This window comes from Sorangium sp. So ce448, assembly GCF_051520915.1.
Taxonomy (GTDB): domain Bacteria; phylum Myxococcota_A; class Polyangia; order Polyangiales; family Polyangiaceae; genus Sorangium; species Sorangium cellulosum_B.
On the sequence record NZ_CP150343.1, the window covers coordinates 10,448,679 to 10,470,599 of the forward strand.

Here is a 21,921-nt window from a genome sequence, read left to right on the forward strand (position 1 = left end):
GCCGGGGCGCGGCTCGGCCGCTTCGGGCGAGCGCGATCCTCATCGGATGAGCAGCGCTCCCGGCGCCGAGCGGCTAAGCTCGGGCCGCGTCTGCCCATGAAGTTCGTCCACGCCGCCGACCTCCACATCGACAGCCCCCTCCGCGGGCTCGACCGTTACCCGGGCGCCCCCGTCGAGCAGATCCGCGGGGCGACCCGCCGCGCGCTCGAGAACCTCGTGAACCTCTGCCTCGCCGAGGAGGTCGACCTCCTGCTCCTCGCGGGCGACATCTACGACGGCGACTGGAAGGACTACAGCACGGGCCTGTTCTTCGCCGCGCAGCTCTCCCGCCTGCGCGCCGCCCGGGTGGACGTCGTGCTCCTCTATGGCAATCACGACGCCGAGAGCAACATCACGCGTCACCTGGAGCTCCCCGAGAACGCCCGGCGGCTCGATCCCCGCCGCCCCGAGTCCATCGTCTTCGATCGGCTCGGGGTCGCCGTCCACGGACAGAGCTTCGCGACCAAGGCCGTCACCGACGATCTCGCCGCGGGTTATCCGGACGCTCGGGCAGGCCTCTTCAACATCGGCATGCTCCACACCTGCCTGGGCGGCCGCGAGGGCCACGACAACTACGCTCCTTGCAGCCTGAACACCCTCGTCGGGAAGCGATACGATTACTGGGCGCTCGGCCACGTGCACACCCGGGAGGTGCTCTCGCGCGATCCGTACATCGCGTTCCCCGGCAACCTCCAGGGCCGCCACGCCCGCGAGACGGGCGAGAAGGGCGCCCTCCTCGTCTCGGTGGACGACGGCCGCATCACCTCGGTCGAGCACCGCCCCCTCGACGTCGTGCGCTGGAGCGCCTGCGAGGTCGATCTCTCCCCGGCCGCGAGCGCCGACGACATCGTGGATCTGACGCGGGAGGAGCTCGAGCGGCGCCTCGCCGAGGCGGACGGGCGCACGCTGGCCGCGCGGGTCTTCCTGTGCGGCGCGACGAAGGCGCACGCCGCGCTCCGCGCCGATTTCGAGCGATGGACGGGGCAGATCCGCGCGATCGCCAACGACCTCGGCGGCGCGCTGTGGATCGAGCGCGTGCTCTCGCGGACGATCTCGCCGCTCCAGGTGGGCGCGCTCGAGGAGCGGGACGACGCGATCGGCCAGCTCACGAGGTCGCTGCGCGCGCTGCGCGACGACGAGGCGGGCCTGTCCTCGCTGCTGCGCGAGTTCGCGAGCCTCAGGAACAAGCTGCCCCTCGAGGCGCGCGAGGGGGACGACGCGATCCGCCTCGACGACCCGGCGTTCCTGCGCGAGGCGCTCGACGACGTGGAGCCCGCGCTGATCTCGCGGCTGCTCGGCGCGAGCGACGCGCCCTGAAGGTCGGGCGCGGCCCCGCGGCCCGCTCGAGCTCCGACGCCGCGGCGTGACGGTTGACGGCGCGCGGCCCTCCGGCCGCCGCTTGACGGCGCGCTGTTCTCCACCATGCACACCCCGCGATCCGGCGTGACGCGAGCATCACCTCGAACGTCCGGACGCCATGAAACGGGGGAATCATGGTCGACCAGGACGCTTTTCCGGAGCTGTTTCATCCGAGCAGCCGCGCCGAGCCGCACGCGATCTACGCGCGCATGCGGGCCGCGGGGCGCCTGCATCGCCTCATTCACCCCCGCCTCGACGTGCCCCTCTGGGTGGCCGTGCGTTACGACGACTGCGTGGAGCTCCTCAAGGATCCGCGCCTGATCCGCGACTTCCGCAAGCTCCCCGACGACGTGCGCCGGCGTTATTTCCCGCTCAGCGACCGCACGACCTTCATGGATCAGCACATGCTCGACGCCGATCCGCCGGATCACACGCGGCTCAGGGCCATCGTCCAGCGGGCCTTCTCGCCGCGGATGATGGAAGGGCTGCGCCCGCGCATCCAGGCGATCGCGGACGGGCTCATCGACGCCGTGATCGACCGGCGCCGGATGGAGCTCGTGGCGGACTTCGCGTTTCCGCTCCCCACCGCGGTGATCGCCGAGCTGCTCGGCCTCCCCGTCGAGGATCGCGACCGGTTCCGCCGGTGGACCAAGATCCTCCTCGCGCCCGCGAAGGATCGCGAGTTCGTGGAGCGCGCGCAGCCCGTGGTGGAGGAGTTCGCGGCGTACTTCCGGGCGCTCGCCGACGCGCGCCGCAAGGCCCCGCGCGACGACCTGATCAGCGGCCTCTTGCTGGCCGAGGAGCAGGAGCACAAGCTGAGCCCGGCAGAGCTCTCGAGCATGGTGTTCCTGCTGCTCGTCGCGGGCCACGAGACCACCGTGCACCTCATCGCGAGCGGCATGTTCCTCCTGCTCTCGCACCCTGCGGAGCGGCGCCGGCTGGACGAGGACCCCGGGCTCGTCGGCTCCGCGGTGGAGGAGGTGCTGCGCTGCGAGGGGCCGGCGGAGCTCTCGACGATCCGCTGGTCGCTCGAGGACATCGAGCTGTTCGGCGCTCGCGTGCCGGCGGGAGAAGGCGTCGCGGCGGGGCTCCTGGCCGCGAACCGGGATCCGGAGCACTTCCCGGATCCGGACCGCTTCGACATCGGCCGCTCGCCGAACCGGCACATCGGCTTCGGGGGCGGCATCCACTTCTGCCTGGGCGCGATGCTCGCGCGGATCGAGGCGGCGATCGCCTTCTCGACGCTCCTCCGGAGGTTGCCGCGCATCGAGCTCGCCGTCCCGCCCCGCGACATCGCATGGAGCGAATGGCCCATGATCCGCGGCCCGGCGGCGGTGCCTGTGGCGTTCTGAGCGGGAGAGCGCTCAGCCCCCCGAGGGGGCCGTCCTGGCGTAGGCGCGCAGCGCCTCGGCCACGCTCCACGCCTGGGCGACGCACCCGCGGGGCGTGAACGGCGGCTCCGCGTCGAAGATCTCGCTGATCGAGCCGGCGCAGGCCTCGTCGAGGTGCGGCGCGAAGCCCTCGAGCAGCCGCCGCGCCCCGGCGAGATCGGTGGGATACACCTTCAGCCAGGCGTCGATGAACGGGCCCATGAGCCACCCCCACACGGTGCCCTGGTGATAGGCCATGTCCCGCGCGCGGAGGTCGCCGAAGTACTTCGGTTTGTAGTCCGGGTGCCCCGGCGCGAGCGACCTGAGGCCCACGGGCGTCCAGAGCCGCTCCTTCACCTGATCGACGATCCCCTTCCAGCGCGCGGGCTCGAGGACGGGGTGAGGCAGCGAGATCGCGAGGAGCTGGTTCGGCCGGAAGGCGTCGTCGGCGCCCTGCTCGCCGTCGATCACGTCGTAGAGATAGCCGTGCTTCTCGGACCAGAAGCGGCGGTTGAAGGAGGCCTTGACCTGCTCGGCGGCCGCGCCGTAGCGCCTCGCCGCGGCGTCGCCGTCGGACTCGCGCGCCCAGCGCTCGATGAGGCGCAGGGCGTTGTACCAGAGCGCGTTGATCTCGACGGGCTTCCCCCGGCGTGGCGTGACAACGTAGTCGCCGACCTTCGCGTCCATCCAGGTCAGCTGATATCCCTCTTCCCCCTGGCGGATCAGGCCGTCGTGCGGGTCGGCGCGGATGCCGAAGCGCGTCCCGCGGGTGTGGTGCTCGACGATATCGATCAGCGTGGGGAGGATGAGCCGGAGCGTCTCGCGATCCCCGGTCGTCGCCAGGTAGCGATCGAGCGCGTGGAAGAACCAGAGGGTGGCGTCGGCTGTGTGGTAGAGCCCGTCGTTCTTGCCCTCCGGGAACATGTTGGGGATGAGCCCGTCCTTCACGTAATGGGCGAACGTGCGCAGGATGTAGCCCGCCTCGGTGTGGCGCCCGGTGACGAGCGTCAGCCCCTCGAGGCTGATCATGGTGTCCCGGCCCCAGTCGGTGAACCAGTGATAGCCCGCGATGACGGTGCGCACCTCGTCCCCGGCGGCCCGGGCGCGGGCGGCGTCCTCGACGCGGCCCGCGGGGCTGATGAGGAACTGATCGGCGCCGAGGACGAGCTCCGCCGCCGGCCCGGTGCGGACCTCGGGCGCCGCGGCGAGCAGGAGCCGCGTCCGGCGCTTGCGCTCCGCGCGATGCACCTCGTCCGTGGAGAGGGCGTTGAGCGTCTCCCAGGCCTCCGTGGACGCGATCAGGGTCACGCTGCCGGAGACCGGGAGCTCGAGGCTGAAGCGGCCAGGGCTGTAGAACTCACCGACGGCGTCGTATCCGCGGCTCTGCTCGATCCGGTAGCGTACGTTGCGCAGGCGGGCGCTCTCGATCCTGAACTCGGCCCGAGCGCCCTGGACCTTCAGCCGGAGCGGCGGCAGGTCGCCCGGCGACGCGAGCTCGTAGCGATCCTCGACCACGGTGAGCGCGTAGGGGCCCGCCACCGGCCGATCGAGCGCGCCCTCGTGCGGCCGGAAATTCACCCACGGCTGGAGCTCGATCCGCGCCGGGCCCGTCCCCTCGACGAGCGTGTACGTGACATGGACCGTGTTCTGCGCGTGGGGCATGAGGAGGCGCCGCTCGATCGCCATCCCCGCGCCCTCGTAGCGCCAGACGGGGAGCCCGGCCTCGAGGCGGAACTCGACGAGATCGATGACCTGGGCGGCGCCGTCGTCGAGCCAGGGCTCCTGACCGCCCACCTGGTACACCCTGTCCTCCGCGGTGAAGATCCGGGTGGAGAGATCGCTGAGCATCATGGTGCGGCCGAGGGGGGCCGGCAGCGCGGAGATCAGCAGTCCATGGAAGCGGCGGGTCACCGCGCCGGAGACGGTGCCCGACGCGTAACCGCCGAGTCCGTTCGTGACGAGCCATTCCCGCGTGAGCGGGTCCGAGCCGCGCTCGGCGTCGTCCTGCGAGGTGGGGGCGGCGCCCCGGGACCAGACCATCCTCCGGCAGATCTCGTCAGCGTGCATGCTTCTTGGGCTCCTCCGGGCGCGGGCTCGCGCTCGTCTTCTCGGGCACCGGCGTCCCGACCACGGGGTGGAGGAGGATCGCCGCCTCGCCCGGGATGTGGACACCGTCCTCGGTGATGACAGGTGGACTGCCTTGCCCCCCGTAGCGGGGGGACTCGCTGGACCACGACGTCTCCCAGCGGCGCCCCGGCGGCGGGGCGAAGAGCGGCTCCGGCAACGACCCTCGATGGATGTCCGGCCCGAGGTTGACGAGGAGCAGCCGGTCGTCGCCGTCGTCGCCGAAGTAGCGCAGGAGGAAGGCGTGGGCCGAGAGGACGGCCCCGTCGACGCCGCGCGGGCGCTGGGCCCGGATCACCGGATCGCGCCGGCGGAGCGCGATGAGGTCCTCGTGGAGGGCGTAGAGGGCGGCGTTGCGCTCGCGCTCGGAGAAATCGAGCTTGCAGCGCTCGAAGGTGCGCGGGTCGCTCGGATCGTCGAGCTGCGCGCGGACCTCCGGCGCCGAGCAGGACGGGAACTGCTCGAGGAACTCGGCCCTGCCCTTGCGCACGAGCGGGGCGAGCTCGGGGTTGTGGTCGGCGAAGAAGAGGAACGGCGCCGAGGACCCGAACTCCTGCCCCTGAAAGAGCATGGGTGTCCCCGGGGCGAGGAGCAGGGCCGCGGACATCGCCCGGAGCTTGCCCGGGCTCACGATGTGACAGAGCCGCTCGCCTCGCGCGGTGTTGGCGACCTGGTCGTGGTTCTCCAGGAAGAGGACGAAGCGGGCCGGATCCACGCCGAGCGCCGGCGTCCCTCGCCGCTGCTTCTGCCAGTGATAGCGCTGCCCCTGGAAGAGGAACCCGTGCTTCAGGGCGGAGAGGAGCTCCTGGGGCGAGCCCTCGTGATCGCTGTAATAGGCCTCGCTATGGCCGGTGAGCGCCACCTTGGCGCTGTGGTGGAAATCGTCGTTCCAGATCGCGTCGAGCCCGTAGCCGCCCCGCTCGGCGGCGCGGATCAGCCACTCTTCCTGCGACTCGTTCTCGGCCACGAGGAACGTCTCCTTGCCCTTCGCCGCCTCCCGCGCGCGGCGCGCGATGGCGGCGAGGATGTGGTCCTTCGAGCCATCGTAGATGTTCTGCGTGGCGTCGAGCCGGAGCCCGTCGAGGTGGAACTCGTCGATCCAGTAGCCGGCGTTGGCGATGAAGTACTCCCTCACCGCCTCGGATCGCGGGCCGTCGAAGTTGATCGCCGCTCCCCAGTCCGTCTTGTGACGATCGGTGAAGTAGTCCCCGGAGAACTGGCCGAGGTAGTTGCCGTCCGGGCCGAGGTGGTTGTAGACGACATCGAGGATCACCGCGATCCCGGCGCGGTGCGCCGCGTCCACGAAGCGCCGGAGATCGTCCGGGCTGCCGTAGAGGCGCGTCGGCGCGAAGAGGTTCACGCCGTCGTACCCCCAGTTGAAGCGGCCGGGGACCTCGGCGATGGGCAGCAGCTCGATCAGGGAGATGCCGATCCGCGCGAGCTCCGGCAGCTCCCGGGCGGCGGACTCCCATGTGCCCTCCCGGGTGAAGGTCCCGATGTGCATCTCGTAGACGACTTGCCCCTTCAGCGGGGCGCCCCGGAATGCCGCGTCGCTCCACGAGAACGCGCCGGGATCGATCACCTCGGAGGGCCCGTGCGGCCCCTCCGGCTGCGAGCGCGAGGCGGGATCGGGAGTGAGCGCCTCGCCGTCGTCGAGCCGGAACCGGTAGCGGGTGCCGCTCGCGGCGGACGCGACGAGCCCCGCGAAATAACCGCCCTCCTCGGGCCGCAGCGGGGCGGCCCCGCCGCTCCCCGGCCCGGCCTCCAGGACGACCTCGACCTTGCGCCTGGCCGGCGCCCAGACACGGAAGTGGACTCCTTTCCCGACGAGCACCTCTGCGCCGATGGGCAACCGCCTCTCCGTCTTGAACTCCAGCATTGAAATGAATTCTAGGCGCAACACAGATGACGTCCAGCGCCGATATGCACATGACGACGCTACCGCTGTCACTGCTCAGTTGTCGAGCGCAACGTGCCTTACGGAGCTGCCTGAGAGCGATCAGGAGCAAACCGACATCGAGGTCAGCGCTGTCTGTGTGGCGAAATTGCGCGACGCGAGCTCGCCCTGAGGCGCGCGCGCGCCGCTGGGCTCCTCCTTGCCCAGGGCGCGTGTTCGAGAACACGAAAGAGATAGAGCGAGGCAGGAGTCGACCCATCGAGAGGGGGATAGGCCATGAAGTGGGCTTGACGACCTTGCGATGGAAGGCGCTGAAGCGCGCTCTCCGCGGCTACGGGTGGGCGATGACGACGAGGGTGCGCGCGCGCCGGAGCACGCAGCGCAACGCGCGCTCCAGCGTCTCCGGGTCGAGCGCCGCGAAGCTCTCGTCGAGCACGACGACCTCGGCGTCCTGCAGCAGCGCGCGCGCCATGTAGAGCCGGCTCCGCTCGCCGTGCGAGAGCTGCCAGCCCGTCTCGCCCACCACCTGCTCCAGCCCCCCCGGCATCCGGCCGAGCAGCTCGCCGAGGCCGAGCTCGTGGCAGATCTCCTCGGCCTCCGCGAGGTCGTCGGGCCTCGGCGGCCAGCGCCTGCCCATCAGCAGGTTGTACGCGAACGTCCCGGCGAGGACGTGGTTCTCGTGGAACTGCGGCGCCGCGGCCACGCGGCGCCGCCACGCGCCGGCGCCCAGCATGTGGCGGTCGAGCCCGTTCAGCAGCAGCAGCCCCGCGTCGGGCGCGCGCAGCCCCGAGAGCAGCGCGCTCAGCGTCGACTTCCCGCCGCCCGAGGGCCCCTCGAGCAGGATGCGGTCGCCCGCTGCGATCCGCACCGACACGTCGATGACCGCGGGGCGCGCCCTCGCCTTGTGCCGGAACGACAGCTCGTGCGCCTCCAGGACCACAGCGCGGGCCTCGGCGTCGCCCGCGCGCGCGCGGGCCGGCGATCGCCCCGCGTCGGGGGGCAGCGGCGGCGGCGGCGGGCCGCCGCGGGCGGCCGCCTGGAACAGCGTGGAGACCTGCTCCCACGCGATCACCGCGCTGGCGAGGCTCGACAGGCCGCCCGACAGGCCCTGGAGCGCGCGGCTCGCGAGCAGGACGCCCCCCAGCGCCACCGCGTACGCCCCGGCGGAGCCGGTGCCCGCGAGGAACGGCGGCAGGAGGCCGATGATCCCCGCGATGAGCCAGCCGCGCGGCATCAGCGCGCCGATCTCGATCTGGCTCCGGTCGATGTCGCGCGACCGCAGCAGGTACTGGGCGAGCGCCTCGTCCTCGCCGTGGTGCCAGCGGCCGTGGCGCTCCTGGGCGAGGCGGGTCCGGTGGCCGACCAGGCGCTCGATGAGGTCGTGCGTCATCGCGAGCCGCGCGGCGGTCCAGCGCGCGCGCCGCCGGTAGAACCGCACGCAGAGCGCGACGACCAGCGCCGCCCAGGCGACGAGCAGCAGCGCGTGGATCGCGCCCGCCGCGCCCTGGGCGAGCACGGCCGCCGCCGCCGCGAGCTCGAACGCCGACGCGACCGCCGCGACGCCGCCGCCCATCGCGAGCCCCTCGATCGCCTCGGACTCGATCACGCGGCCGAGGAAGCGGCCCGCGCCCTCGCTGCGCACCTCCTCGGCGTCGAGCGCGAGCGCGCCCGAGAGCAGGCGCTGCTTGACCAGCGCGCTCGAGTCGATCGCGACGAGCCCGGACAGCCACGCCATGAGCTGGCGCAGCGGCACGACCGTCGCGAGCAGCAGCGCGCCGGCGACGAGCCACCCCTCGTCGAGGTGGTCGTCGAGGATGCTGCGCCCCACGGTCATCCACACCAGGATCCAGAGCGTGTAGCCCGCCGCGTGGGCCGCGAGCAGGCCGAGGAGGCGGCGCGGGATCCGCGCGGCCATGGCCTGCCGCGCGAGCGGCGCGCCCGGCGGCAGGCGCAGGCTCCAGATGCCGTCGACGATCACGGGCCCGATGCGCTCGTCGAGCAGGGCCCGCCGCGCGCGCGCGCGCCGCCGCGGCCGCACGGCCGCGCGCGCGAGGACGCGCTCGATCTCCGGGAGCACCTGCGCCTCGATCGGGCGGCAGATGCGGCCGGCGATCGCCTCGACCGGGACGCGCGCCGTGGAGCGGTCGGCGCGGAGCGCGGCGAGGTCGCGCCCCCTGCGCTCCACGACGGCGAGGAAGCGGGGTGCCCCGCCGTCGCGCAGCCACACGAGCGCGGGCGCGACGCGGAGGAGCGCCTCGCCGATCTCGTCGTAGCGCGCCGCGATCGGCTCCGCCTCGACGCCGAGGTACGCCGCGGCCTGATCGATCCACGCCCCGAGCGCGTCCGCGCTGCGGAGGTGCCCGGCGGCCGGGACGGGCGCCGCGACCGCGCGCGGGCCGAGGCCGCCCTGCGCCGCGAGCGCCTCGAGCGCGTCGCCGATGCGCTCCGCCGGCCACTCGAGGGCGCCGAGCGGATCGACCGCCTGGTCCGGCCGCGCTCCCCACCCGGGTTGCGGCCTCGCCCCCCACCCAGGTTGCGCCTCCGCCCCGTCCGGCCGGACTTCCCACCCGGGTTGCGCCTCGGCGGTCACCTCCGCTGGCCCTCGGCTGGCGCTCCGCCGCCCTCGGCTGGCGCTCCGCCGCCCTCCCCCGCCGCCTCGGCGCCCTCGCCCGCCGCCTCGGCGATGCGCCCGCGCGCGACCTTCAGCCGGCGCCACTCGCCGCTCGACCAGAGCCCTCGCTGCACCGCTACCTCGGCCTCGAGCAGCGCGCGGTAGCGCGAGCCGGGGCGCGCCGCGAGCTCGGACGGCGCCCCGTCCTCGACAACGCGCCCGCCGTCCACGACGAGCACCCGCTCGAACGATCGCGTCTCGCCGACGTCGTGGGTGACGCACAGGAGCGTCGCGCGCCGGAAGCGCCGCCGCGCCCGGGCGAGCAGCGCCCGGCGGCGCTCCCGGTCGAGGCCGCGGAACGGCTCGTCGAGGATCACGAGCCGCGCCTCGCTCCGCAGCATCGCCCGGCCCAGGCGCAACCGCTGCCCCTCGCCGCCGGAGACGAGCCCTCCGCCCTCGCCGAGCAGGGTCTTCTGCCCTTCCGGCAGCCGCTCCAGCACCTCGCGCAGCTCGGCCTCCTCGACGACGGCGCCGAAGTCGGCCGCGTCGTCGGGCGCGCCGTAGCGGAGGTTGTCGAGGAACGATCGGTTCCAGATCTGGACCGCCGGGTCGACCCACGCGGTCTCCTCGCGCAGCGCGCGCACCCCCTCGCCGTCGAGGGGGCGGCCGTCGACGAGCACCCTGCCCTCGCTCGCCCGGTGCCAGCCCAGCAGCACCCCGACGAGGCTCGACTTCCCCGCGCCCGACGAGCCCACGATCGCCACGTGGCTGCCCGCCGCGATCTTCAGATCCACGCCGTCGAGGATCACGTGACCGGCCGCCTGGATGCGCACGCGCTCGAAGGCGATCGCGCAGCCCGCGCCGCCGGCGCCCCCTTGCGCGAGCGGCGCCGCTGCCGCGGGCGCGCGCGTGGGGGCGCCTGCGCGCAGCTCCTCCGGCGCGCCGAGCGGCTCGAGCAAGCGCAGCGCCGTGTTGCGGTGCCCCGGGTACTGGAGCAGCGTGCTCGCGAGCGCCTGCCCGATGGAGGGCAGCGCGAGCGCCCAGTAAAAGAGCAGGAGCGCGCGCGAGAGGGCGCCCCCGCGGGCGAGGAAATCGCCGAGGATCCACGCGGCGAGCGCGAAGCCGATCAGCGCCTGCGCCCCGTCGACGGCGAGGGCGGCGCGGAGGAGCGCGCGGCCGGCGAGCGCCCACTCCCCGAGCAGGCCCGCGTGCTCGCGCCGCACGGCCCGCTCCGCCGCGTGCGCCCGGATCGGCACGAGGCCGAGGAGCGCGTCGAGGTAGAAGCTCGTGAGCGCGCCGGCGTGGGTGCGGACGCGCAGGTCTCGCTCGACGAGGACGCGGTTCCCCGCGAACGGCAGCGCCAGCGCGAGCGCGGCGCCCGGCACGGCGAGGCGCGCGCTCCCGGGATCGATCCAGACGATCGCGGCCGTGGTCACCGCGAGGTCGAGCGCCGCGCGCGCGATCTGGCCGCCGAACGCGGGCAGGCCGCGGAGCACGTGCAAGCTGTGGCCGCGCTGCGCCATGTCCGAGGCCGGGCGGCTCTGGAAGTAGCGATCGCCGATGCGCGGGATCTTCGCGAGGAACGCCATCCGCAGCCGGACCTCGAGGTGGCGCCCGAGCCGGATCATCCCCGTGGTCAGCGAGAGATCGAGGGCGAGCTCCACCGCGAGGAACGCCGCGAGGGCGATGAGGGCGGCGAGGCGCTGCTCGAACAGCGCGAGATCGTTCGAGATCTGGAGCAGGCCCCGGAAGAGGAGGCTCTCCAGCACCACGGTCGCGACGCTGAGCAAGAGCGCGCCGGCGAGCACGGCGGGCGTCAGCAGGCCGTCCTCACGGATCATCCGGAGGAGCGCGCGCGCAGGCGGGATCTCGCGCTCCGCGAGGGCGGCCGCGAGGTCGGGGGGGAGGCGCGCCTCGCCGCGAGCCGCCTCGCCGCCGCCGCGAGCAGCCGCCTCGGCGTGCGCCGGGGGCTCGGGAGCGGAGGCCGGCGCGCCGTCGCGGCCTGCCGGCGCGCGGGCGAAGCTGAGCGGCCGCCGCCCGCGGATCCGCACGAGCACGGCGCCCCGCGTGAGGACCATCTCCTCCCCGGACGGGTCGGCCGGCCCCGGGCGCGCCGTCCAGAAGCCGGGCGGGATCATCTCCTCCCGGGTGGCCTCGGCGTCTCGGTCGAGCAGCGCGCCCAGCACGCGCGCGGCCTCGCGTCCGCGCCCGAGGCCGCCGGAGCGCACGAGCGACGTGACGAGGCGCGCGCCGGCGTCGAGCGCGGCGATCGCTCGCCAGTCCCGGTCCGACAGCGCCGCCTCGATCGACCGCGTCCCTGCGCCGAGCCACGCGAGCCGGCGCCCCAGCGGCCGCGTGAACCCGTCGCTCGCGGCCCACGCGCGGAAGTCCGCCGCGGACAGGGGCAGCTCGTGCCGGTAGAGCTCGGCCTCGAGCTGCCGTCGCGTCACCCAGCGCCGCCCCGTGCCCGGGTCCATGATCTGCGCGAGGCCGCCGTGCCGGCGCCAGATCACGACGATGTGGAGCGGCCCGGTCGACTGCCGCACGATCGCCAGCGCGGGCAGCGCCTGGGCCTCGTCGAGGAGCACGTGCTCCGGCGGCACGAGGATCTGCTGGGCCACGAGCCCGAGCTGCTCCGCGAGGTCCTCCAGGGTGTCGATGGACGTGCCGTCGACGTCGGTCTGGCAGGCCTCGCGCAGGCGCCCGTAGCTCACGCCGACGCCGAAGCCCTCGAGCACGCACTTGAGCGTGGCCGGCCCGCAATCCATCGCCGACGTCTGCACGACCTCCGGCGCGAGGAGCCTCCGCCTCGGGCTCGGCGGCCGGCGGCGGGGATCGGCGCTCGCTGCTCGCTCCGACGCGGATCGTGGCTCGGCGCCCTGGCTCACCCGTCCGCTCCGCCGCGGACCCTCACGATCTGCCCTGCTGCCCGCAGCACGAGCGACGCCGGCGAGACGCGCTCCATCTCGATGACGACGTTGCCGGGCAGCCCGTGCTGCATCGGGATAGGCGACGCGGGATCGGGGCGCACGCCGAGCTCCACGCGGATGCGGCCTTCCTGCGCCTCGCTGGCGACGCGCTCGACGGTGGTGGCCAGCGTGCCGTATTCGGTCCAGGGGAACGCGTCGAGGCGCAGGCGTCCGGCCTGCCCCGCGCGGATCCGACCGACGGAGGAGGGCGGGAACTCCGCGATCACCCTGAGCTCGCCGGGCGGGACGACGGCGGCCACGACGTCCCCTTCGCGCACGAAGGAGCCGGCCCGCAGCACCGTGATCTCACCGACCCGCCCGGCGATCGGCGAGCGGATCTTGCGCCGCTCGATCTCAGCGAGCAGCCCCGCGATCGTCGCCTCCAGCACGAGCCGCTCCCCCTCGAGCGAGGCCGCCTCGCGGTCGAGCCGCGCGAGCTCGGCCTGCTGCTCGCTCTGCCCCGTGCGCCGCTCGACGCCGGCCCGCGCGGCGGCGCGGTCGAGCGCCTCGGTCGCCGAGCGCCGCGACAGCGCCTCGGCCGCGAGCCGCGCCGCCTCGGCCTCGGACACGAGCCCGTCCTGCCGCAGGCGCACGGCCCGCGCCGCCTCGAGCTCCTGGAAGCGCGCGCCCGCCTCCGCCTCCTTGAGCCGCGCCTTCGCCTCGTCGATGCGGGCGCGCGCCGCCTCCGCCCCGTCGCGCAGCGCCCGCGAGCGCGCCGCGATCTCGGCCCGGAGCGGCCCCATCTGCCCCGCGATGGCCGAGAGCCGGGCCTGCTTGTCGTCGATGTCGCGGCGGAGCGGCTCCACGTCGAGCTCGACGAGGACGTCGCCCGCCGCGACCTCGGCCCCGAGCAGGTCGAGGCGGACCGCGGCGACCCTGCCGCCGAGGGGCGCCTCGACGCGGTGGGCCGCCTGCCCCACCTCGAGGCGCGCGCTCACGCTCGCCTCGTACTGCCCGACGCGCGCGAGGAAGAACCACGCGAGCCAGCCTCCGAGCAGGAGCGCGCCGAGCGCGGCGCCGACGATCGAGCCGCGATGGCCGTCGGTCGCGATCACGTGGATCGAGCGTGAGAACCCGGCGGGCATGAAGGGTCGCGACAAGGTACACGAGCGAAGGATGCGCAGGAAGTCGCACCCATCGACGGGGCGAAGGCGATGAGCCTGGCAAAACTTCACGTGCAGCGCGGGCCGATCAAATGAATGCTCTCCTCCGCGGCTCCGCCGCAAAGCAGTCATTCCATCTGGAGGTCCCCCATGGCTGATATCGATCGTGATCACGAGCAGAACGAGCAAACGGAGCAGGAGGAGCAGACGGAGACGGTGCCGTTCTTCGCTCGCTACCTGGAAGATCAGAAGCGAATCCGGACCGGCGTCAAAGCCGGCGGCTGCCACCTCACCAAGAAGTACCCCTCCGACGGCGACGAGGACGTCACCATGAAGTACCCCTCCGACGGCGACGAAGAGCTGGCCGTGAAGTGAACCGCGAACGCCGCACGGCGGGTAACCGCCCGCGGCCGAGCGGAACCCACCGAAATCGCCCGCAACATCGCGTACCTTCCGTACCTTCCATAACGACGTCGTGACAACCCGTAACCAAGCTCAACACGATTCAACACAATCGAGCGCCCGTGATTGAAAGATCCCCGCAGCAGCGGAATCGCAGCATCACGGGATCGCGGAATCACGACGTCGAGCCCGCTGCAATCGTGCTGAAGAGCGCTGAAGAGCGTCGAAGATCGTCCTCGGGCTTGCACCCCCGCCCGGTTGCTCGCTACGGTAGCTCTCTTGTCCTCGGCGGCTCCGTCGCCGCGGCAACGCAACCATCTGGAGGTATCCCATGGCCGATATCGACAACCGTGAGCCCGAGCAGCAGGAGCAGAAGGACGACGCCGAGGCGGTGCCGTTCTTCGCTCGCTTCCTGGAGGATCAGAAGCGCGTCCGTACCGGCGTCAAGGCCGGCAGGCCGCCCGTCCAGACGATGAAGTACCCGTCGGACCAGGAGGACGGCGGGGGCGGCGGGAAGGAGCCCATCTACACCACGATGAAGTACCCTTCGGACGGCGACGAGGCCTGAGCACCGCATGGACCGCCCGCGCCCGTGCGAGAGAGGCACCCTGACGTGACGATGGCGAGCGCGAGCGTCCTCCTGGTCTCGCACTCACAGGACGACTTCGGGATCGGGCGCGTGGCGGAGGCGCTGCGAAGGCGCGGCGCTCGCCCCGTCCGCCTGGACGTCGACCGGTTCCCTCGCGACATCACGCTCTCGACGGCGCTCGGGCCGGGCGGCGTGCGCCGCCGCCTGGAGGACGCCGGAGCCGAGCTCGGCGGAGACGAGATCTCCGCGGTCTGGCTCCGGCGCCTCTGGGCGCCGGACCTCGGCGCGGGCATCCCCGAGGCGTACCGCGGCGCGTGCGTGCGCGAGTCGATGGCGGCGCTGACCGGCTGGCTGCGCGGGCTCCCCGCGCGGCGCTGGATCAACGAGCCCGCGGCCGAGGAGCGCGCCCAGGACAAGCTGCGGCAGCTCGCGGTGGCCGCGTCGGTCGGCCTTCGCATCCCCGAGACGGTGGTGACGAACGACCCGGCCGAGGTCCGCGGCCTCTTCGCGCGCCTCGGGGGGAACGTGGTCACCAAGATGCTCACGCCCTTCTCGACCAGCCTCGCCGGCGGCGCGCCCTTCGTCTTCACGCACGCCGTCGCGGAGGCCGACCTCGACGCCCTCGCGGGGCTGCGCCAGAGCCCCATGATCTTCCAGGAGCGCATCCCCAAGGCGCGCGAGCTGCGCGTCGCCTGCGTCGACGGCCGGTGCTTCCCGGGCGCGCTCGACGCGACCCGCTACGAGTCGGTCGCTGTCGACTGGCGCCACCCGGACGTGAGCGAGGTCGGCATCGGGTGGGAGCCGGACGCCCTCCCGCGCGACGTCGAGGCGCAGCTCGGCGCGCTCCTTCGCGCCCTCGGGCTGGTCTTCGGGGCCGTCGACCTCATCCGGACGCCGGACGGAGAGCACGTCTTTCTCGAAGTGAACCCCGCCGGCGAGTGGGGCATGCTGGAGCGCGATCTCGGCCTGCCGATCGCCGACGCGCTGGCGGAGGCGCTGCTCGCTCCGACGGAGAACCGGTGACAGTCCTCATCATCACGCACAGCGAAGACAACGAGTGCATCGACCGCGTCGCCGCCGCGATCGCCAGGCTGGGCGGCCGGGCCTTCCGCTTCGACACCGACGCCTTCCCGGCGGGGGCGCGGCTCTCGCTCTCGTCGGGGGCCGGGGCGGGCCGCTCCACGCTGACCACCCGGGACGGCGCGCTCGACCTCGGCGACGTGACCGCCGTCTGGTATCGCCGGGTCGCCTACGGCGCCAGGCTGCCCTCGTCGATGGATCCGCAGCTCCGGAGCGCGTCGATCCACGAGGCGAAGCAGACCGCGGAGGGCATGCTCGCGGCGTTCCGCGTCCCGCAGGTCGACCCCTTGCCGGCGGTGCGCTTCGCGTCGAACAAGCAGGTGCAGCTCGACATCGCGCGCGAGGTCGGCCTCGACACGCCGCGCACGCTCACGACCAACGACGCCGATGCGGCGCGGGCCTTCGCCTCGACCTGCCCGGGCGGGGTCATCGCCAAGATGCTCTCGTCGTTCGCCGTCTACCGCGACGGCGAGGAGCACGTGGTCTTCACGAACGCCCTCGAGGCGAAGGACCTCGCGGACATGCGGGGGCTCTCGCTCTGCCCGATGACCTTCCAGGAGAACATCCCGAAGGCGCGCGAGCTGCGGGTCACGGTCGTGGGCGAGCGCGTCTTCACGGCCTCGGTCGACTCGCAGGCGGCGCCCGGCGCCGAGGTCGACTGGCGCCGGCAGGGGATCGAGCTCATCGACGCCTGGCGCAAGGACACGCTCCCGCCCGACGTCGAGACGGGCGTGCTCCGGCTGATGGATCAGCTCGGCCTCAACTACGGCGCGATCGACATCCTCCGCACGCCGGACGGCCGGCACGTCTTCCTCGAGGTCAACCCGTCCGGCGAGTTCTTCTGGCTGGAGCGAAACCCCGGGCTCCCGATCAGCGAGGCGCTCGCCGAGGTCCTGCTCGGCAAGGCGCCGCGGCGCGGCTCGTGGAGCGCCTTCCTGCACACGCCGGCGACGCAGCCCCGCTGAGCGCCCTTTCGGTAGAGGGGGTGGATCTAGCTCCGCCCGCCAGACGTCCGGAGAGGGGTCAGGAGAGAATTCAACGCAAAGACGCAAAGGCGCAAAGACGCAAAACTGCACGAGATTTGTTCTTTTTTGCGCCTTTGCGCCTTTGCGTCTTTGCGTTGAATCTCTCTTCGCTCGCGACATCCCTGGCAAGGATCTCTGCCCCGCAAAAGTAGGCAAGCGGCCGCTGTCGAGCACCTCGCGTCGTCGCGCCTGGTCGCATGCTTCCGCGCGGTGCGGCTTGACAACGCACGGAGGTTCCGCACTTGCTATCCGTTCAGGGGAGGGCGCCGCCCCCTGCGCCCGGCAAGCGATCTCGTGAAGATCCTAGAGCTCCACCTCCTCGCGTTCGGCCCCTTCACGGATCTCCGGCTCGACTTCTCCTCGCCGTCGCCGGGCCTCCACGTCGTCTACGGCCCCAACGAGGCCGGGAAGAGCACCGCGCTCCGGGCGATCCGCGGCCTGCTCTACGGCATCCCGCACATCACGCCCGACGCCCACCTGCACCACAACACCGATCTCCGCGTCGGCGGCAGGCTCGCGGGCAGGGGCGACGCCGCGCTCGCGCTCGTCCGCCGCAAGGGGCGCGTGAAGACGCTCCGCGACCCGGACGACAACCCCCTCGACGACGCCGCGCTCGCGCCGGTGCTCGGCGGCGTGACGGAGGAGCTCTTCCGGACCTCCTTCGGGCTCACCCACGAGACGCTCCGCCAGGGCGCCGAGGCCCTGCTCCAGGGCAAGGGCGACGTCGGTCAGAGCCTGTTCGGCGCGGGGCTCGGCGGGCCGGGGCTGCATGAGCTGCTCACCACACTGCGCCAGGAGGCGGACGAGATCTTCACGCCCCAGGCAAGGACCCGCCCGCTCAACGAGGCCATCAAGGCCTTCGAGGCCGCCCGCAACGGGGCCAGGAGCGCCGCTCACCCCCCCGCGGACTGGACGCGCAAGCGGCAGGAGATCGACGAGCAGCGGGCCGAGCAGGAGCGCGTCGACGCGGAGCTGCGCGCGCTCCGGTCGACCGACAAGCGGCTCCGGCGCGCGCTCCGGGTGCTCCCGCTGCTCGAGGCGCGGCGCGCGATCCTCGGCCGGCGCGCCGCCCTCGGCCACGTCGTCCTGCTGCCCGAGAGCGCGCAGCGCGACCGCGAGGACGCCCAGGATCGCGCCGCCGACGCGAGCGCCCAGGCCTCGCGGCTCCGCGCCGACATCGCGGAGCTCGAGGCCCGCCACGCCGCGCTGGAGGTCCCCGCGTCGCTCGCCGACCTCGACGCGGGCGCGATCGACGGCCTCGTGACCCGGCTCGGGAGCCACCGCAAGGCCGCCGTCGACCTGCCGCGCGTCCGGGCGGAGCTCCACGGCGTCGAGGAGGACGCGCGCGCGATCCTCCGCAGGCTCGGGCGGGACGCCTCGCTCGCCTGCGGCGACGACCCCGAGCGGCTGGAGGCGATGCGCGTCGACGTCGCGACCGAGGCGCGCATCAAGAAGCTCGCCCGCGAGCGCGGCGCCGCCGAGGCCAAGCCGCGCGAGGTGGAGCGGCTGCTCTCGGCGCACCGCGCGCGGCGCGACGCCTGCGCGCGCAGGCTGGCCGAGCTGCCGCCGGGCGAGGACCCCGCCCCGCTCCGCGGCGCGCTCTCCCGCGCGCAGAAGCAGGGCGACCTCGAGCACCGCCTCCGCGAGGCCGCCGCCGCCGCGGCGCAGCTCTCCCGCGACGCCGACGCGCAGCGCGATCGGCTCGGCCTCGCGGCAGCGCGGCGGGCGCGCCTCGACGCGGGCGATGCGCCCGGAGGCCGGCCGCTCTCCGCGGCCGAGGCGAGCGCCTTGCCCGTCCCGCTCTCCGAGACGGTCGACCAGGCGGCCGCGCAGTGGGGCGCGCTCGCCCGGGAGCGCGAGCGGCTCGGCGAGCGCGCAGCCGAGATCGAGGCGCGCCTCCGCGAGAGCGCCCGCGAGATCGACGCGCTCCAGCGCGCCGGCGCCGTCCCCACGGAGGCCGACCTCGCGGAGGCGCGCGAGCGCCGGGACGCCGCCTTCAAGGCGCTGGTGCGCGCCCTCCAGGCGAAGGCGGGCGCCCGCGCGGCGGCCGCGGCGATCCACACCGCCTCGCTCTTCGACCTCGGCGCGGACGCGCCCGCCTCGCCCGGAGGGCGGCGCAGGCCGTCGCTCGCCGCGCGCGACGAGCCGACGGCCGCCCGGGGGAAGCCCGACGACTACGCCGACCTGGTCCGCGCCGCCGACGCCCTCGCCGATCGGCTGCGCCGCGAGGCCGACCGGGTCGCCCGCCTGGCGCGGCTGCTCGCGGACGAGGCGCGTGCCCAGGCGGACCAGGCGCAGCTCGCCGCGGAGCGCGCCGCGCTGGCGCGCCGGGCCGAGGAGGCCGAGGCCGCGTGGCTCGAGCTGTGGCGGCCCGCGGGCGTCGCCCCGCGCTCCCCCGAGGAAATGCGCGGCTGGCTCGGCCGCTACGCGGCCTTGACCGCCACGGTCGACCGGCTGCGTGCCGCGGAGGCCGAGGCCGAGGCGCTGCGGGCCCGGATGCAGGCGCACGCCGCCGAGCTCCAGGCGGCGCTCCAGGGCGCCCGCGCCGCGCCGGGCGCCTCGCGCGGTGACGCGGCCGGCGCGAGCTCGCGCGGCGACGCTGCCGGGGCGCCGGAGGATGCGCCGGCGCGCCTCCCGGCGCTCGTCGAGGCCGCGGAGCAGGAGCTCGCGGCCATCGAGGGCGCGGCCCGCGAGCGCAAGGAGCTCCTGCGGGAGCGCAAGGAGCTCGAGCGCGAGATCGAGGACCTCGAGCGCGAGCAAGCGCAGCACGCGCGCGCGCTCGATGCGTGGCGGGCCGAGTGGGCCGAGGGCGTGCGGCCGCTCGGCCTGCCCGGCGACGCCTCCGCGGACGAGGTTACGGCGATCCTCGACGAGCTCGGCGCGCTGTTCCGCAAGGCGGACAGCGCCGCCCACGAGCGCCGCCGGGTACGCGGCATGGAGCGCGACGCCCGGGCCTTCGGGGCCGACGTCGCCGAGCTCGCGTCCCGGCACGCGCCGGATCTCGCCCCGTTGCCGGCGGATCAGGCCGCCGATCAGCTGATCAAGCGCCACCACAAGGCGCGCGCCGACCTGCGCGAGCGCGGCGAGATCGCGCGGAGCCTGGCCGACAAGCGCCGCGAGCTGGATCAGCAGGAGGCGCGCCGCGCGGCCGCCGAGGCGCGCCTCGCCAAGCTCTTCGAGGCGGCGGGCGTCCCGCGCGGCGGTGACGACGCCGACGACATCGGCGCGCTCTCCCTGGCGGAGGAGCGCTCGCGCGAGGCGCGCCGGCTCGACCGCGAGCTCGTCGAGAACGAGGGCAAGCTGCTCGAGGCGGGCGAGGGCGCGGGCATCGCCGCGCTCGAGCAGGAGACCGCCGGGGTGGAGCGGGACGCGCTCGCGCTCGAGCTCGACCGGGCGGAGGAGCGCCTCGCGGCGCTCGAGGACGAGCGGCGCCGGATCGACAGGGCGCTCGGGAGCCTGGAGCAGGAGCGCGAGCACCTCCGGGCGACGGTGGGCGCCGCGGAGGCCGCCGCCGAGGCGCAGATCTGCCTCTCGCACCTGCGCGGCGAGGTGCGCCGCTACGTGCGGGCGCGCCTCGCCGCGGTGCTGCTCGAGCGCGAGATCGAGCGCTACCGCGAGCGCAACCAGGGCCCGATCCTGGCGCGCGCGAGCGCGCTCTTCCATCGCCTGACGCTGGGCGCCTTCGCCGGCCTCCGGGTGGGCTACGACGAGAGCGAGCAGGCGATCCTCCGCTGCGTGCGCGCGACGTCCGGCGCGGCGATCGGCGGGGCAGCGGCCGCGAGGGCACCCGCGCCGGACGGCGCGGCGGAGCCCGCGAAGGCGCCCGCGGACGCAGCGGACGAGCCCGCGAAGGCGCCCGCGGACACAGCGGCGGAGCCCGCGAAGGCGACCGCGGACGCAGCGGCGGAGCCCGCGAGGGCGCCGGTGCAGCGCGAGGTGGACGTGACGGGCCTGAGCGACGGCACGCGCGACCAGCTCTACCTCGCGCTGCGCCTCGCGAGCCTCGAGCACCACGCCCGGACGGGCGAGCCGATGCCGCTCATCCTGGATGACATCCTGATCCACTTCGACGACGACCGCGCCCGGGCCGCCCTCGCGGTGCTCGGCGAGCTCGCGGGGACGACGCAGGTGCTGTTCTTCACGCACCACGCGCGGCTCTGCGAGCTCGCGCGCGAGGCGGTGCCGGCCGACGTGCTCCGCGAGCACCGCCTGCGGTAGCAAGGCCGGTCACCGCGATGGGCTATCCTGGGCGGGATGACGGTCCAGGAGCTCCACGTCTCGGGATACCGCTCGATCCGCGAGCTGACCCTCCCCCTCGCGCAGGTCAATGTCATCGTCGGACCGAACGGCGTCGGCAAGACCAACCTCTATCGCACCATGGTGCTGCTCGGCTCCGCGGCGAGCGGGACCTTTGCGCGCACGCTGGCCGAGGAGGGGGGGATGCCCTCGGTGCTCTGGGCAGGCCAGCGCAGCAAAGGCCCGGTGCGGATGACGCTGCGGGTGCGGCTGGATCAGCTCGTCTACGAGCTCCAGTGCGGGCTGACGCCGCCGCCGGGAGGGCCGTTCGAGCTGGACCCGGACATCAAGGAAGAGAACCTCTGGTTGCTCGACAAGCGCCGCCGCCTGCCGATGCTGGAGCGGGCCGCGGGCTCGGCCTTCGCGCGCGACGCGGACGGCCACCGCGTGACCTTTCCCTTCTCGCTCTGGGGCTCCGAGTCGGTGCTGGCGCAGGTGGTGGAGCCGCACCGCTTTCCGTTGCTCTCGGTGGTGCGGCAAAAGCTGATGAACTTCCGGTTCTATCACCACTTCCGCACCGACTCCGGCGCGCCGTTGCGGGTCGAGCAGGTCGGGGTGCGGACGCCGGTGCTCAGCACCGATGGCCACGATCTGGCCGCGGCGCTGGCGACGATCTTGGATATCGGCGACAGGGGCGCCTTGAAGGATGCCGTCTCCAGCGCGTTCCCTGGCGCGTCGCTCGAGGTCTCCTCGACGCAGGGGCGGTTCCGCGTCGAGCTCGGGATGCCAGGGATGTCGCGGCCGCTCGACGCCCGCGAGTTCTCGGACGGCACGGCGCGCTATCTCTGCCTCCTGGCGGCGCTGCTGAGCCCGAGGCCACCGCTGCTGATGGCGCTGAACGAGCCGGAGACGAGCCTGCATCCGGATCTGCTTGGGCCGCTCGGGGATCTCCTTGTGCACGCGGCATCCCGGAGCCAGCTGTGGATCACGACGCACTCCCGCCCGCTGGCGGAGCGGATCCGCAAGGCGACGCCCTGCCGGCTCATCGAGCTTCGCAAGAATGGTGGAGAGACGGTGCTGGCGAGCGGCGCGGCGGAGGAGGAATGACGTCCGCCAT

At 74.0% G+C, this 21,921-nt stretch carries 13 protein-coding genes; 8 read left to right on the forward strand and 5 right to left on the reverse strand.

Annotated features, from left to right (window positions below):
- The first annotated feature begins 96 nt into the window (after positions 1-96).
- Both WMF45_RS39370 and WMF45_RS39375 read left to right on the forward strand, forming a co-directional pair.
- Positions 97-1,356: a metallophosphoesterase family protein gene (locus tag WMF45_RS39370; protein WP_437711081.1), complete on the forward strand. Its 1,260-nt coding sequence runs from the start codon at positions 97-99 to the stop codon at positions 1,354-1,356.
- A gap of 176 nt (positions 1,357-1,532) precedes the next feature.
- A complete protein-coding gene (locus tag WMF45_RS39375) occupies positions 1,533-2,750 on the forward strand; it encodes a cytochrome P450 family protein (RefSeq protein WP_437711082.1) in 1,218 nt (405 codons plus the stop codon).
- Positions 2,751-2,762: 12 nt separating this feature from the next.
- Here the strand turns inward: WMF45_RS39375 and WMF45_RS39380 are convergent, their stop codons facing one another.
- The 5 genes from WMF45_RS39380 to WMF45_RS39400 all read right to left on the reverse strand — a co-directional run bounded on the left by WMF45_RS39380 (position 2,763) and on the right by WMF45_RS39400 (position 13,454).
- Positions 2,763-4,835, reverse strand: coding sequence for an amylo-alpha-1,6-glucosidase (locus WMF45_RS39380; protein WP_437711083.1), 2,073 nt, complete (start codon positions 4,833-4,835; stop codon positions 2,763-2,765).
- The gene (treZ, locus tag WMF45_RS39385; RefSeq protein WP_437711084.1) at positions 4,825-6,771 is read right to left on the reverse strand and encodes a malto-oligosyltrehalose trehalohydrolase; all 1,947 of its coding nucleotides are present in this window, start codon (positions 6,769-6,771) and stop codon (positions 4,825-4,827) included. The genes WMF45_RS39380 and treZ overlap by 11 nt, the downstream gene beginning before the upstream one ends.
- A 349-nt stretch (positions 6,772-7,120) precedes the next feature.
- Complete coding sequence (locus tag WMF45_RS39390) at positions 7,121-9,379, reverse strand: ATP-binding cassette domain-containing protein (protein WP_437711085.1); 2,259 nt, start codon at positions 9,377-9,379, stop codon at positions 7,121-7,123.
- On the reverse strand, positions 9,376-12,288 hold the full coding sequence (locus tag WMF45_RS39395; RefSeq protein WP_437711086.1) for an ATP-binding cassette domain-containing protein: 2,913 nt from the start codon (positions 12,286-12,288) through the stop codon (positions 9,376-9,378). Before WMF45_RS39395 ends, WMF45_RS39390 begins: the two co-directional genes overlap by 4 nt.
- Positions 12,285-13,454 (reverse strand): HlyD family secretion protein, encoded by a 1,170-nt coding sequence (locus WMF45_RS39400; protein ID WP_437711087.1) that lies wholly within the window; start codon positions 13,452-13,454, stop codon positions 12,285-12,287. The genes WMF45_RS39395 and WMF45_RS39400 overlap by 4 nt, the downstream gene beginning before the upstream one ends.
- A 168-nt stretch (positions 13,455-13,622) precedes the next feature.
- On the opposite strand from WMF45_RS39400, the gene WMF45_RS39405 reads away from it, so the two are divergent.
- The 6 genes from WMF45_RS39405 (at position 13,623) to WMF45_RS39430 (ending at position 21,911) form a co-directional block, all read left to right on the forward strand.
- On the forward strand, positions 13,623-13,847 hold the full coding sequence (locus WMF45_RS39405; RefSeq protein ID WP_437711088.1) for a microviridin/marinostatin family tricyclic proteinase inhibitor: 225 nt from the start codon (positions 13,623-13,625) through the stop codon (positions 13,845-13,847).
- 358 nt (positions 13,848-14,205) lie between these two features.
- Positions 14,206-14,442, forward strand: coding sequence for a microviridin/marinostatin family tricyclic proteinase inhibitor (locus WMF45_RS39410; RefSeq protein ID WP_437711089.1), 237 nt, complete (start codon positions 14,206-14,208; stop codon positions 14,440-14,442).
- A 51-nt stretch (positions 14,443-14,493) separates the two neighbouring features.
- Positions 14,494-15,486: an MvdC family ATP-grasp ribosomal peptide maturase gene (locus tag WMF45_RS39415; protein ID WP_437719626.1), complete on the forward strand. Its 993-nt coding sequence runs from the start codon at positions 14,494-14,496 to the stop codon at positions 15,484-15,486.
- Positions 15,483-16,508, forward strand: a complete 1,026-nt coding sequence (locus WMF45_RS39420; RefSeq protein WP_437711090.1) for an MvdD family ATP-grasp ribosomal peptide maturase — start codon at positions 15,483-15,485, stop codon at positions 16,506-16,508. The genes WMF45_RS39415 and WMF45_RS39420 overlap by 4 nt, the downstream gene beginning before the upstream one ends.
- A gap of 354 nt (positions 16,509-16,862) precedes the next feature.
- Entirely contained in the window at positions 16,863-20,786 is a 3,924-nt protein-coding gene (locus tag WMF45_RS39425) for an AAA family ATPase (RefSeq protein WP_437711091.1), read from the forward strand.
- A gap of 36 nt (positions 20,787-20,822) precedes the next feature.
- Positions 20,823-21,911, forward strand: a complete 1,089-nt coding sequence (locus WMF45_RS39430) for an AAA family ATPase (RefSeq protein WP_437711092.1) — start codon at positions 20,823-20,825, stop codon at positions 21,909-21,911.
- Positions 21,912-21,921: the final 10 nt, after the last annotated feature.

Excerpts from the sequence above, each read along its gene's own strand:
- WMF45_RS39410 (WP_437711089.1), top strand. The coding sequence starts at position 14,206 with ATGGCCGATATCGACAACCGTGAGCCCGAGCAGCAGGAGCAGAAGGAC.
- WMF45_RS39415 (WP_437719626.1), top strand. The coding sequence starts at position 14,494 with ATGGCGAGCGCGAGCGTCCTCCTGGTCTCGCACTCACAGGACGACTTC.
- WMF45_RS39400 (WP_437711087.1), bottom strand. The coding sequence starts at position 13,454 with ATGCCCGCCGGGTTCTCACGCTCGATCCACGTGATCGCGACCGACGGC.
- treZ (WP_437711084.1), bottom strand. The coding sequence starts at position 6,771 with ATGCTGGAGTTCAAGACGGAGAGGCGGTTGCCCATCGGCGCAGAGGTG.
- WMF45_RS39405 (WP_437711088.1), top strand. The coding sequence starts at position 13,623 with ATGGCTGATATCGATCGTGATCACGAGCAGAACGAGCAAACGGAGCAG.
- WMF45_RS39380 (WP_437711083.1), bottom strand. The coding sequence starts at position 4,835 with ATGCACGCTGACGAGATCTGCCGGAGGATGGTCTGGTCCCGGGGCGCC.
- WMF45_RS39370 (WP_437711081.1), top strand. The coding sequence starts at position 97 with ATGAAGTTCGTCCACGCCGCCGACCTCCACATCGACAGCCCCCTCCGC.
- WMF45_RS39375 (WP_437711082.1), top strand. The coding sequence starts at position 1,533 with ATGGTCGACCAGGACGCTTTTCCGGAGCTGTTTCATCCGAGCAGCCGC.
- WMF45_RS39430 (WP_437711092.1), top strand. The coding sequence starts at position 20,823 with ATGACGGTCCAGGAGCTCCACGTCTCGGGATACCGCTCGATCCGCGAG.